Raw genomic sequence first — 12,773 nt, 5'->3', positions numbered from 1 at the left:
AACCAGCATGCGCGCCGCCCTCTGGCTTTTGGCCCTGTTTGGCGTGGCCGTTGCCGTGGCCCTGTTTACGGGCAACAACCAGGCCGTGGTCACCATCTTCTGGCCGCCGCACCGTGTCGATATTTCCTTCAACCTGATGGTGATGCTGCTGGCAGCGCTTTTCCTGGTGTTGTACCTGGCCTTGCGCGCGCTGTCGGCGGTGTTTTCGCTGCCGGCGGAAGCCAGGCGCTGGCGTGCCCAGCAAAAAGAGCGTGCCATGTACGGCGCTCTCATGGATTCTCTGGCGCATCTGCTGGCGGGGCGCTACATCCGTTCGACCAAGTCGGCACAAAATGCGCTTGCGCAGGCAAAGAGCCTGAACCTGCTGACCGACGAATCCGGCCATGTGACAGGCCACAGCACCAGCCGCGGCAGACAGTTGCGTTCGCTGGCCCATCTTCTGGTGGCCGAAGCCGCGCAGGCGCTCCAAAACAAGAGCTTGCGCGACCAGCACCTGCAATTGGCGTTGAAGAGCTCCCGTCATGCGCAGGAAGTGCGTGAGGGCGTGCAGTTCCGTGCGGCTCGCTGGGCGCTGGACGATCGTGACGCGGGTGCGGCACTGGATTGGCTGGGCCAGCTTCCGCAGGGGGCATCGCGCCGCACGCTGGCCCTGCGCATGAAGCTGCGCGCCTCGCGGCATGCGCGGCACACGGCGCAAGCGCTGGAAACCGCGCGCCTGCTGGCCAAGCACCGCGCTTTTTCGCAGGCGGCGGCGCAAAGCATTGTGCGCGGTCTGGCCCTGGAGCTGCTGAACGATGCGCACGACCCCGCGCAGCTGCAGCAGGCCTGGTTCTCGCTGGATGACACCGAACGCGCCATGCCCGAGCTGGTGGTGCATGCGGCGTCGCGCCTGATGGCGCTGCACGGTGACCCGGAACTGGCCCGCAGCTGGCTCCTGCAGGTCTGGGACCGCATGATGCAGCCGCGCTCGGAGATCGGCGACAACCTGCGTATCAAGCTGATCGGTGTCCTCGAAGGCGGCCTGGATTCGCTGGACGCAGCCTGGCTGGCCCGCATTGAAAACGCACAACTCAGCCGTCCGCGCGATGCCAACCTGCAATACCTGGCGGGCATGGCTTGCCTGAGCCGCCAGCTCTGGGGCAAGTCCCGCCAGTTGCTGACGCAGGCGGCGCCGGCGCTTCAGGATGTAACGCTTCACCGCAATGCCTGGCGCGCCCTGGCGCTGCTGGCTGAGCAGCGTGAGGACGAGGCGGGCGCTGCGCAAGCCTACAAGCGCGCCGCGCAGATATAGACAGGCTCTGAGCGCGCGCCTCGCTCCTGGCAGGCATGCCGCCCGCCGTGGCAGGTTTAGGGCTTGACCACCTGGGCCGCTTTGGCCCGCTGCACATAACCCTGGTAAGCCGGCAAAGCGATGGCGGCGATGATGCCGATGACCATGATGATGGGAAACATCAGGGCGCCGATTTTGACCAGCGTGGTGTTGGGAGGCGGAGGGGCGCCAAAGCGGTTGCTGCCCTGGGTTCCCGAATTGAAAATCCAGACCAATCCCACCAGGGGGATGAAGGCCAGGATCGCCGTCCAGCCGCTCCATCCCATGTCGTGGCTGCGCTGGATAGTCAGCAGGATGAGAAAAAGAAAATAGGGAATCATGACCACGAAACCAACGATGCCCGCTGCGGCGCCGGCGCCGGCAGCGCCTGCCAGCATGCTGAGTCCGAAGACGCCCACCAGCAAAAGCAGGTAGCCCACAAAGGTGCGGGCCAGGTACCGCATGCGTCCGACGCGACCCCTGGCAGAGAACCACTTGACGGGTTGTGTATCTCCCTCACGGTCATAGACATCAGCGACTGCCGCGCGCGGTGCGGCATAAGGATTCATGGCTTCAGACATTTCTCTTTCCCTCCTGTTGTTGAAAAACGAAGAATAACCGCTGCCGGGCTGAATGCAATGCCCGCTTACAGCAGGCCGGCGCGTTTGACCGCGTGGTAGCGGTTCACCAGCGAGACGGCCAGTTGCGTCGGCTCCACATCCATCGACAGCGGGTCATTGCCGACCACCCGCGCAAAGGCATCGCGCCGCGACTGCCCGAACAGGTGGGCCGCGGCGACATCCACGGCATCCGCCGGGCTGGACAGCACCTGGCCGGCGATGCGGCCAAGCACCCGCTCGCGCAGGCTCGCCACCAGGACGAGGTGCTTGCGGCGTAACAGTTTGAGCGCGGGACGCAGCTCAGCCGAATCCTCGTCGCGGAAGTTGGTTAGCACTATCACCAGTGCACGGCGACGCTGTACACGCAGCAGTTCCTGCGCCGCCATGAGATAGTCCGAATGCATGGCGCCGGGCTGGATGTCGTGCAGGCGATTCATGAGGGCATTCAGTGTGGCGGCGCCTTTGCGGGGCGCAAAGTCACGACGATGCCCAGGTAAACCGCCGAAAGTCATTGCGCCGACCTCGTCGCCTTCTTTCAGTGCGACATAGCTCAGCAGCATCAGCGCGTTGAGGGCCTCGTCGAAATGGCTGCTGCCGCGCAGTTCTTGCTCCGGGCTGCTTTCATCAGCGCGCATGCGGCGGCCGCAGTCGAGCAGGAAAAACACACACTGGTCGCGGTCGTCCTGGAATTCACGCACGATGGGCCGCTGGTGGCGCAGTGTGGCCTTCCAGTCGATGTGCCGCAGGGAGTCCCCGGTTTTGTAATCAGCAAGCTGGCGGAAATCAGTGCCCAGCCCGCGCTGGACATAGGTCTTAATGCCGATCTGGGCGAGCCGCCGGTCACCGGAAAGCCACGCATAGCGGGCCAGTGCGGCAAAGTTGGGATAAACGCGCAGCTTCCCGGGCTGGCCCAGCGCCTGCTGCACCTCGAAACAGCCGCCGCGAGTGTGCCAGCGCAGCTGGGTCGTGCCGAAAAGGGCGACGCCACGCTCTCTCGCGGTCACCGTGTATCGCAACTCGGCGCGCGAAGCCGGTGGCACGGTGACGGCCTGTGGCAGGCCTTCAAAGGTAAACCGCGGATCGACCTCATCGAACACCGTCACTGCCCAGGCCAGGGGACCGTCATTGACCAGCGCCAGTGTCAGCACCGTTGGCACGCCCAGTGAAAAAGCGCCGGGCAGCGTGCGCTCAATGCGCAGCGGCGCGGTCCTCCATAGGCGCAGGCTGCGCCAGAGATCAAAAATGGCGCCTGCCAGCGCCGCCAGCAAGACGGCGCCGGCCAGTATCGCGACCCGGTCAACCGGCAAACCCCCGAGCAAGGCCAGCGCGGCGGCCGCCGTGATGCAAGCCAGCACCCTGACAGTCGTTTTTGCGGGGATCACCAACCGGCGCATGAGTTGCGGCCTAGAGACGGGGGGCCTGGACGCTGCCCAAGGCACTGCGCAGCAAGTCGTCAACACCGAGGCCTTCCAGCTGCGCATCGGGCGAAATCATCACCCGGTGGCGCAAGGCCGGCAGGGCCTGCCGTGCCACATCGTCGGGTGTGATGAAGTCCCGTCCGTGCATGAGCGCGCCGGCCCGCGCAGCCCGCACCAGGGCCATGGTGCCGCGCGGCCCTGCCCCCGACGAAAGTCCTGGCCAGTCGCGCGTGGCGCGGGCGATGCGGACCGCATAGTCAATGACCTGTTCGTGCGCCTGCACCAGGCTGGCCAGCCGCTGCAGTTCAAGCACCTGCGCGTCGTCCAGGCACGGCCTGACCGCATCAAGCGGCAACTGGTTGCCGGCACGCTGGCCGGTGGTCAGCTGCACGATCGCCTTTTCTTCAGCATGGCTGGGGAAGTCGATGTTGATCTTGAGCAGGAACCGGTCCAGTTGCGCCTCCGGCAGAGGGTAGGTGCCCTCGGTATCGATCGGGTTTTGTGTCGCCATCACCATGAAGGGACGGGGCAGCGGCATGGCCTTTCCTTCGAGCGTGACCTGGTATTCCTGCATCACTTCAAGCAAGGCACTCTGGGTTTTGGCTGGTGCGCGGTTGATTTCATCCGCCAGCAGCAGGTGCGTGAAGACCGGCCCCTGGTGTACCCGCAGCGTGCCGATGCCGGCTTCGCTCCGGGTCGATGGGTCCAGCACGGAATGACCCGTGATGTCCGAGGGCATCAGGTCGGGCGTGAATTGCACGCGGGCGTAGCGCAGGCTCATGGCTTGCGCCAATGCGCGCGCCAGCAATGTCTTGCCCAGTCCCGGTACACCCTCAATCAGGACGTGGCCGGATGCGACCAGCGCCACCAGGGTCTGGTCGACGGCTTCCGACTGGCCGACAACGGCTTTGCCGACCTCCTGGCGCAGGGTTTGCAGCGACTCGGCTGCGCGGCTCAGTTCTTCGTTGGGAATGAATGACATGGTGTTTCTCGGTTCAGGATGAAGGAGGAGATGAAGCGGCAGAGGAGGCGCTGGGTGAGGCACCGGGTGAAACGGGAGACGTGAAAGCTGTTGGCGGCCGCGTGTCGGGCCCTGTGGCGTCGAGGCGCCGGCGGGCGGTTTCGATCAATTCCAGGTCGGCGGCCAGCACGCCGGGGTTGCGCGACCTGACTGCCTGGGCGCGTTCCAGCAACAGGGCGTCCAGGCCGGTGGCGCGTGCGATCTCGACTGTGCGTTGCTTCGGATCAAGCTGTGAAAACCGGCGCAATTGCCGGGTGGCCGATTCGTGCAGCGCGCGAAGCTGCGCTGTATGCAAGGCCTTCGGCCCGTGCATATGCAGAAAACGCGCCGTACCGCGCACTTGCTCGGCCATCGAGCGCCGGTGAGCGCTTGCGGACGCTGCCAACGGCCCGAAGCGCACGCTGGCGCGCCACAGGGCCAGCGCCAGTGCCAGCAAGCCGAGCAACAGGGCGGCCCAGGCCTGGTGCCACAGCCAGGGCATGAAGGGCTCCCGGGCCTCTTCGGCGACAAACCAGAATTCAGTGCCGGCGCGCGCCTGCAATGCCGCGGCCGCCAGCTGCGCATTGTCGGCGCGCAGCAGGTTGCTATTGTCCAGCAGGTTCCATCCACCGAGCACGGTGACCGTGCCCTGGCCGACCTGCACGCGCACGGCCTCGGTGCCGGCCGTGCCGCGCAGGGACCACAGCGGTGCGGCCAGCCGATTCACCGGCAGGTACTGGGGGCTGAAATATGCGCCGCAGGCGCGATAGACACGGCTGTCGCTGTAGCTCGCGATGACCTCGGCGGGCTCTTCCAGCGCGCGGCAGTCCATGTCCTTGACGGGTTTGGCCAATGGGCGCGGCGGCACCGTGGGCGGCTCCCACTTCAAGGGGCTTTGCTCCGTGACGGGTAGCCAGTCCTTTAGCGATTTATGGCCGGCCAGGAAGCCCGGGATGACCAGATGCCCACCCTGTGCCACCCAGGCACGCAGGCGCTGCGCGCGTTCAGGGAACAGGTCCCAGTTGCGTGACACAAGCACCAGCCGGGCATGCGGCGGCGGCATGGCATCCAGGCTTTTGTGCCGCACGACCCGCGCACCCAGGGCGACCAGCAGTTTTTCGGTGGCGTAAAGCGGGTTGGTGAGGGCCTCACCCTTGGCTGGTGTGGGGGTGTCGACGTCCACCCATTCAGTGGCCGACATCAGCCAGGCGCTGCCCGCCAGCAACAGCACGCCGAGCAGGATGAGGATCAGTCGGTCCCTCATGCGATGGCTTTCGCCGGGGCGGTGGGTGCGCCCAGCCGCGCGTCAAATTCGGCGCACAGCGCCAGCACGCCGGCCGTGGGCGGCAGGCGTCCGCCATAGGCCGCCAGCTGCCAGGCGGTCACCAGTCGCGCGAAAAACTCCAGCGACATGGGCGCCAGCCGGCCCTCGCTGAGAGCCACGCATTCGCCTTCGGTGCTGGCGTTGCGGATGGGCACCGCATGCAGGTGGACCAGGCGGGAAAGCGCGCCGCGGTAGAGCAGCGACAGCGCAGGCCGCCGCTGGCCGCGCTGCCAGAGCGAGGCGACTTCGGCGCCCACGTCGTCGGGGAGGCTTTCAGGCCGTATGTCCAGGCTGCCGATATGGCTGGGCAGGGGCGCCATCCGGTGCCGGCCGCCGTCGGCCCGCACCTTCACCCAGCGCCGTATGCCGACCACCAGCCAGGCCAGGGCCAGCGCGCCCAGCGCCCACACCAGCAGGCGCGCGCCCTCGGACACCTTGGCCACCAAATCCTTGAGCCAGTTGAGGCTGTCGCGATCCTTCTTTTTGTCTTCCGGCTTTTTGTCCTGGCTCTTGAAGCGCAGGGATTTTTCGCTCTTGCTGCCGGGCAAGTTGGGATCGGCGCGAACCCGGTCGGCGGCCGATTGCACCTGCTGGCGCGAGGGCGGCTCGGCTGGCGCCGCAGCCGGGTTGGCCCACGATGGCATACCCGCCATCACGGCGCAGGCCGCGGCCCATCGCCATGAAAAGCGCCTTGCGGCGTGGCGAGAAGCCATCATGGCCGGCCTTTCGCCGCTGCGGGGCTGAAGGTGCGGCGAAATTCCTGCTCGATGTCCCAGGCCTCGAGCTCGACGCGCCGGTTCAGGTACATCGCAAATCCGGCGGCCACAAAAAAGGGCTCGATCAAACCGACGACGAAAGCGTACACCGCGGCAAAAAGCAGGCTTTGCGCCGAAGCCTCTGAGTCGAGCAGCCAACGCCAGACGTCTCCGAAGCTTCCCTCAGGAGCGAACCACAGCAGCGCCGACAGGATCGCGAGTTCGAGCGCGATCTCGACATTGGCAAAAATCATCTGCATGCCGGCGCCCGCACCACGGCGCCCGCGCAGCAATTGGTCGCGCCGCTTGCGCCTGGCGCCGCCGCGTTGGCCTTCGAGCTGATCGACGGCCTGCGTGAACGAACGCCAGGGAGACAGGCGCCGCCATAGCAGTGTCCGGAGCAACTGGCCGCCCCAGACCATCCCACGGTGCTGCCAGAGGTCGTTCCACCGGGTGGGCTGGCCGAACACCGCGCGTGACAGGATGAACAACAAGGTACGGTCAAACCAGGGCTTGAGGCAGAAAATCAACAGCCCGGGGAGCCAGCCGGCAAACTCCGCCGTGCACAGCACCAGTACGATGACGACCACATACATGGGCAGGAAAGTGCGCCAGATGGAATCGGCATGGCGGCGCACCAGTGCGACACCCAGGTCCGCGGCTTCGGCCATGGGCCGTGGCCGCAGTGCGACGGCGAGTGCATCAACCTGCATGGTGTTTTCCGGGGTCCGCGGGGACGGCGCGCGGCCTTCCCTGCCACCCGAGGTAAGCCAGCACCAGTGCCCAGCAGGCTGCGCCCGCACCATATTTCACAGCGGGCGTGACCCATCGCGCCGAAGACCAGAAAGCCTCGACGGCGGCAGCGATCAGCAGAAGGCCGATGACGCCGTAAATCACCACGATGGCATGGCGGGCCGCCAGCCGGAGCGCCTCTAGCCGGGTATGCCGGCCCGGCGCGATCAGTGCATAGCCCAGCCTGAGTCCCGCGGCGCCCGCCAGCACGATGGCGGTCAGTTCAAAGGCGCCGTGGGTGATGACGAAGGAGCAGAAGTTCTGCCCGTGGCCGGCGGCAATCAGGTAACCGCCGACGGCGCCTATCTGCACCCCATTGAACAGCAGCACGCCGGCGCTGCCGACCCCGCCGAAGATGCCGGCCGCGAAGCAGCGAAAGCCGATGCCGATGTTGTGCATGACGTAATAGCCGAACATTTGCCAGTCACCACCGGCGTCGCGGTTGCGCCCGAAGGACCTTGCGCTGTCGCCGTACATGCCGTCGAACTGCTGCACTTGCGTCGCGTCCATCAAGTGCAGGATGAAACCGGGGTCGCGGTAAGTCGCCAGGCCGGCAGCCAGCAGCGGCAGCACGAACAGCAGGAACGCCACCAGCAGGTAGGCCCGGTGCGCGCGTACGGCTTGCGGGAAGTCAACCAGCGCCAGCCGTCCAAGGCGCGCCAGGCCGTAGTCGTGCTGCCGGTAGATCAGCCGATGCGCGCCTTGCGTCAACGTTTCGAGCCTTTGCGTCAGATGAACGGGATAGGCGCGAGCCTGCGCCAGCGCCAGGTGCTCGCAAACACGGCGGTAGAGGGTGGCCAGCCGCGCACCGTCGAACTTGCGCTGGGTTTCGGCGATACCTATCACCGTCTCGAGTTCGGTCCAGAGGGGCGCATACAGGGCTTCAAATTGCAGAGGCGTCATCGGCGCGAGTCTCCTTCACGCCGGCCCATCAGCCATTGCGCCAGCCCGAGCAGGCGTTGTGTGGCGCTGCTGCCTGGCACACCCGTGCCAAGCACGGGCTCTGCCAGCGCTGCGAGTTCGCCGAAACGTTCAGGGGTTAATCGCGTTGCACGGCCGGCCCAGGAGAGCACCGAGGCCTGTTCGGTGGCGGATAGGGGCCGTGCGGGGGCCAGCGGATCAGCCAAGGGAACATCGCCATGAAGCTTGACGGATTCGCTAAACACCACAAGGGTGCCGGCGGCCAGATCACCCAGCCGTTTGCTGTCGCTGCGCCAGAGGACGCAGAGCAGTCCGGCACCAAACAGCGCCGGCATGAAGTCGGCGGCTCGCAGGAGGTTGCGGGTCAGCGAGGCGGCAGGCGTTACCGGCAGGCCGGAATCCATCACCACACGCAAGCCCATCGCGCGCTTGCCAGGAGTGGCCGCGGCGCGGGTCAACTCGAACACCACGGGATAAAACCACTCGAGGCCGAAGTAGGTCACCAGCAGGATTGCCGCGCCCGCCTTGCCCATTACTCCGACCACTACGGCCACAGCGATAAACAGGCATGACCGTATGGCCAGGTCGATCAGGTAGGCTTGCCCGCGTGCCACGATGCCGGCGGGCCGTAAGGACAATGTGATGCCCTCCGGTGTTTCGGCCGTGTACAGCGTATCGAGGCGCGCGGTTGTCACAGGGCTGGGCTGCCTGTCAGATCTTGAAGACCACGGTGTCCGCAATCTCGTCATGCAGGCAGCGACGGGATTTCCGGAAAATCATCAGGCAGTCCAGCAGGGAATAGACCCACAGGACGACCATCATGATGCTGGCCGCGAACCCCGCGCCATATCGGAGGGCCAGGCGCTTGACGGAAACGGACTCCCCCGAAGGTCGGGCAATCCGTATCTTGAGCAAGACCTTGCCAATCGTCTGGCCCCGTGTCGCGAGCAGGTAGCCGTTGAGCACAAGAAAAATCAGGGCACCGACACCCATGCTCACCAGATCGACGGACCACATGTCGCGTCCTTCCGTGTTCCAGGGATTGAAGGGCGTCAGTACCGACACCAGCCAAAGGAAGAGGGACTGAAAAACAGCGTCGAGCATCACGGCGCAAAATCGCCGCATGCGACTGGCCAGCTCAGGCCCGTCTGACGCCGCGACCACGTCGTCTACGCTGGCCTGCGGCGGCGCGTAGCGCGCATCGTGCTGCGGATTGTCCATCGTCCTCTCCCCATGCCTATTTTGTTGGGTTGATTCTAGGGCCTCTTAACGACATTGCTGCAAGATAGGAAGGACGTAAAAAAGGCCCGCATTTGCGGGCCTTTTGGTGAGGTGCCGCTTATGCGGCAGAGGTCGGCGCGTTTACTGGCCGGCCGATTGCTCGAAAGGCAGCTTCACAGCGCCGAGATCGCGCTTGGTCTCGACCAGCACCAGCGGGCCTTCGTCGGCGACCACCAGCGGTGGGCGCTCACGCGGTACGTGGACCGGCTTGGCTTCGGCGGCGATGGCGGCTTTGGCTTCGGCGATCTTGGCGGCATCTGAGTTGACCCACTGCAAGCCTGAGGACTGGGCGACCTGAACCAGGTCCTGCAGGGGCAAGTCGTAAGACTGAACCTTGGGCAGGCTGGCGGCAACCGGCGCAGCGGCTGGCGCCGGTGCGGGGGCAGGAGCTGCTACGGGTGCGGCAACGGCTACCGGGGCCACGTAAGCTGGAGCCGGTACAGCAGCCGGAGCGGCGGCAGCTACCGGCGCTACAAATTCAGGAGCTGCTTGCGCACGCTGCTCTTGGGCTTGTGGCTGATTTGGCTCTAAAGATTCGCCTTGACCGCTTGCCTGTCCGGCGTCTGCGGGTTGCTCGCTGCGTTCACCGTTTTCGCCGCGTTCGCGGCGGTCACGGCCATAGCGGTCGCGGCTACGGCGTTCGCGTGGCTGGCGTTGCTCTTCGCCCTGGCCGTTTTGTGCAGGAGCGATCACATTGCCGGCATCGTCCAGTACGGGGGCTGCCGCTGCGGCTTCAGGGTTGAAGCCGGCGCTGCCTTCAGCGGCAGCATTCTGGCCTTCGGCGCCTTCAGGGCGGTCTCCCCGGCGGTCGTTGCGACGGCCGTTGCGGTCGCCGCGGTCACGGCGGCCTTCACCACGCTCTCCACGCGGCTCACGGTTGCCTTGTGGGCGTTCGCCGTCTTGCGGTGCGCGTTCCTGGCGCGGCTCGCCGGCTTCACCGCCCATGGCTGCTGCCATGGCGGCCTGGTTGGCCAGTGCGAGGTCCTGCTCGACGGAGTCGCGCTGAATGCGCTCACCACCGCGCTCGCCACGTTCACCGCGCTCGCGGCGGCCGCGGCCTTCGCGGCCGGGGTTTTCGCTGCGGGGCTGGTCGCCGGCATTTTCAGGACGGCTTTCGCCGCGGGCTTCACCGGCTGGGCGTTCCTGGCGGCCGGCTTCGTTGCGGCCTTCCGGGTTGCGTTCGCGGCGCTCGCCGCCACGGCCTTCATTGCGGCCTTCGCCGCGGCCCTGGCCCTCTGGGCGTGGTTCGCGTCCTTCGCGGTTTTCGCCTCGGCCTTCACCGCCGCGTCCTTCGCTGCGGCCGCGGCCACCGCGGCGGCCGTCGCGGCCTCCGCGTTCGCCGCCACGGTCCGAACGCTCACCGCGTCCATCACCACGGCCATCGCGGCCTTCACGCCGGCCTTCGCCGCGCTCGTCTTTTTTCACTTCTTTGGCGGCAGGTGCCGGGGCCGGTGTTTCCGCGCCGCCGAACAGGCTCTTGATCCAGCCGAAGAAACCTTTTTCTGCAGGCGCAGCTGCAGCCGGGGCAGGGCGGCGCGACTGGGGCTTGGGAGCCGCTTGTGGTGCCACTTCCGGCTTGGGCGGGGCCACAGGCGCGGGTGCATCGGGCAGTACGCCCTTGATGATGGGCTCCTGCTTGTTGTGCTTTTCCTGGCTGCGGCGCGTGACGGTGGTCGGATCCTCGATTTCGTCGGCCATCTTGTAGCTGGCGGCGATGTTGTCCAGGCGCGGGTCGTCGTGTTTCAGGCGTTCCAGGCGGTAGTTGGGGGTCTCCAGCGTCTTGTTGGGCACCAGCAGCACATTGATGCGCTGCTTGACTTCGATCTTGGCGATCTCGGAGCGCTTTTCATTCAGCAGGAAAGACGCCACGTCAACCGGGACCTGGCACAACACCGAGGCCGTGCTGTCCTTGAGGGACTCTTCCTGGATGATGCGCAGGATCTGCAGCGCCGAGCTTTCGGTGTCGCGGATATGGCCGGAGCCGCCGCAACGCGGGCAGGGGATGGATGCGCCTTCCGACAGGGCGGGGCGCAGGCGCTGGCGGCTCATTTCCATGAGGCCGAATTTGCTGATGGTGCCGAACTGCACGCGGGCGCGGTCTTGCCGCAGCGCGTCGCGCAGGCGGTTTTCCACGTCGCGGCGGTTGCGCGACTCTTCCATGTCGATAAAGTCGATGACGATCAGGCCGCCCAGATCGCGCAAACGCATCTGGCGCGCCACTTCGTCGGCGGCTTCGAGGTTGGTGCGGGTGGCGGTTTCTTCGATGTCGCCGCCCTTGATGGCGCGAGCGGAGTTGACGTCGACCGACACCAGAGCTTCGGTGTGGTCAATGACGATGGCGCCGCCTGAGGGCAACTGCACGGTACGGGCATAAGCCGACTCGATCTGGTGCTCGATCTGGAAGCGGCTGAACAGCGGCGCGTCGTCGCGGTAGCGCTTGACGCGATGCTCGTGCTCGGGCATCACGTGGGCCATGAACTGGCGGGCCTGTTCATAGACGTCGTCGGTGTCAAAGAGGATGTCGCCGATGTCGCTGTTGAAGTAGTCGCGGATGGCGCGGATCACGAGGCTGGATTCCTGGTAAATCAGGTAGGCGCCTTTGCCGCCCTTGCCAGCGCCGTCAATGGCGGTCCAGAGCTTGAGCAGGTAGTTCAAGTCCCACTGGAGCTCTGGCGCGCTGCGGCCGATACCGGCGGTGCGCGCAATGATGGACATCCCGTTGGGATATTCCAGCTGGTCCATATTCTCCTTGAGCTCGGCCCGGTCTTCGCCTTCGATACGGCGGCTTACGCCACCGCCGCGAGGATTGTTCGGCATCAGGACCACATAGCGGCCTGCCAGGGAGACGAAGGTGGTGAGGGCTGCGCCCTTGTTGCCGCGCTCTTCTTTTTCGACCTGGACCAGCAGTTCCTGGCCTTCACGGATCACATCGTTGATGCGCGCCTGGTTGACGGGCACGCCCTGGGCAAAGTATTGCTTGGAGATTTCCTTGAACGGCAGGAAGCCGTGGCGGTCTTCGCCGTAGTCGACGAAGCAGGCTTCCAGCGAGGGCTCGACGCGGGTGACGACGGCCTTGTAGATGTTGCCCTTGCGCTGTTCGCGCCCTTCAATTTCAATTTCGTAGTCGAGGAGTTTTTGTCCATCGACGATCGCCAGACGGCGTTCTTCAGCCTGTGTGGCGTTTACCAGCATCCGTTTCATGGGTAGCCTTCCTTATCGTTCTTCGTTTTGATGTCATGTCTTGAACATCAATCACATGCCCAAAATGGGCCAACGACGCCGGAGGGACGCAGTGCGAACTGGAGGAATTGCCGGAGAGCTTTTGACAGCGCGCGGCCGACCGAAGTGAATCG

General features: G+C 65.7%; 11 protein-coding genes. 1 reads left to right on the top strand and 10 read right to left on the bottom strand.

Annotation, left to right across the window (positions count from 1 at the left end; all coding sequences use genetic code 11):
• The first annotated feature begins 7 nt into the window (after window positions 1-7).
• Window positions 8-1,291 carry a heme biosynthesis HemY N-terminal domain-containing protein gene (locus AC1DU8_RS15640; protein ID WP_457279409.1) on the top strand — a complete coding sequence of 428 codons (1,284 nt, stop codon included), beginning with the start codon at window positions 8-10 and terminating at the stop codon, window positions 1,289-1,291.
• A 56-nt stretch (window positions 1,292-1,347) separates the two neighbouring features.
• On the opposite strand, the gene AC1DU8_RS15635 is transcribed toward AC1DU8_RS15640, so the two are convergent.
• From AC1DU8_RS15635 to AC1DU8_RS15590, 10 genes are all read right to left on the bottom strand, one after another.
• Complete coding sequence (locus AC1DU8_RS15635) at window positions 1,348-1,890, bottom strand: DUF805 domain-containing protein (protein ID WP_457279408.1); 543 nt, start codon at window positions 1,888-1,890, stop codon at window positions 1,348-1,350.
• Window positions 1,891-1,955: 65 nt separating this feature from the next.
• On the bottom strand, window positions 1,956-3,311 hold the full coding sequence (locus AC1DU8_RS15630; RefSeq protein ID WP_457279407.1) for a DUF58 domain-containing protein: 1,356 nt from the start codon (window positions 3,309-3,311) through the stop codon (window positions 1,956-1,958).
• 22 nt (window positions 3,312-3,333) lie between these two features.
• The gene (locus AC1DU8_RS15625; RefSeq protein ID WP_457279406.1) at window positions 3,334-4,329 is read right to left on the bottom strand and encodes an AAA family ATPase; all 996 of its coding nucleotides are present in this window, start codon (window positions 4,327-4,329) and stop codon (window positions 3,334-3,336) included.
• Window positions 4,330-4,342: 13 nt separating this feature from the next.
• Window positions 4,343-5,611, bottom strand: a complete 1,269-nt coding sequence (locus tag AC1DU8_RS15620; protein WP_477666227.1) for a DUF4350 domain-containing protein — start codon at window positions 5,609-5,611, stop codon at window positions 4,343-4,345.
• On the bottom strand, window positions 5,608-6,384 hold the full coding sequence (locus AC1DU8_RS15615) for a DUF4129 domain-containing protein (protein WP_477701857.1): 777 nt from the start codon (window positions 6,382-6,384) through the stop codon (window positions 5,608-5,610). Before AC1DU8_RS15615 ends, AC1DU8_RS15620 begins: the two co-directional genes overlap by 4 nt.
• Window positions 6,384-7,139 (bottom strand): hypothetical protein, encoded by a 756-nt coding sequence (locus AC1DU8_RS15610; protein ID WP_457279403.1) that lies wholly within the window; start codon window positions 7,137-7,139, stop codon window positions 6,384-6,386. Before AC1DU8_RS15610 ends, AC1DU8_RS15615 begins: the two co-directional genes overlap by 1 nt.
• Window positions 7,129-8,121 (bottom strand): stage II sporulation protein M, encoded by a 993-nt coding sequence (locus tag AC1DU8_RS15605; protein WP_457279402.1) that lies wholly within the window; start codon window positions 8,119-8,121, stop codon window positions 7,129-7,131. The genes AC1DU8_RS15610 and AC1DU8_RS15605 overlap by 11 nt, the downstream gene beginning before the upstream one ends.
• Window positions 8,118-8,834: an RDD family protein gene (locus AC1DU8_RS15600; protein WP_457279401.1), complete on the bottom strand. Its 717-nt coding sequence runs from the start codon at window positions 8,832-8,834 to the stop codon at window positions 8,118-8,120. Before AC1DU8_RS15600 ends, AC1DU8_RS15605 begins: the two co-directional genes overlap by 4 nt.
• 16 nt (window positions 8,835-8,850) lie before the next feature.
• Window positions 8,851-9,360 carry an RDD family protein gene (locus AC1DU8_RS15595; RefSeq protein ID WP_457279400.1) on the bottom strand — a complete coding sequence of 170 codons (510 nt, stop codon included), beginning with the start codon at window positions 9,358-9,360 and terminating at the stop codon, window positions 8,851-8,853.
• A gap of 141 nt (window positions 9,361-9,501) precedes the next feature.
• On the bottom strand, window positions 9,502-12,621 hold the full coding sequence (locus AC1DU8_RS15590; protein ID WP_477726951.1) for an Rne/Rng family ribonuclease: 3,120 nt from the start codon (window positions 12,619-12,621) through the stop codon (window positions 9,502-9,504).
• Window positions 12,622-12,773 lie beyond the last annotated feature (152 nt).

This window comes from Polaromonas sp. P3_A5, from assembly GCF_056403055.1.
This window is presented reverse-complemented; position numbering and strand designations above follow the sequence as displayed.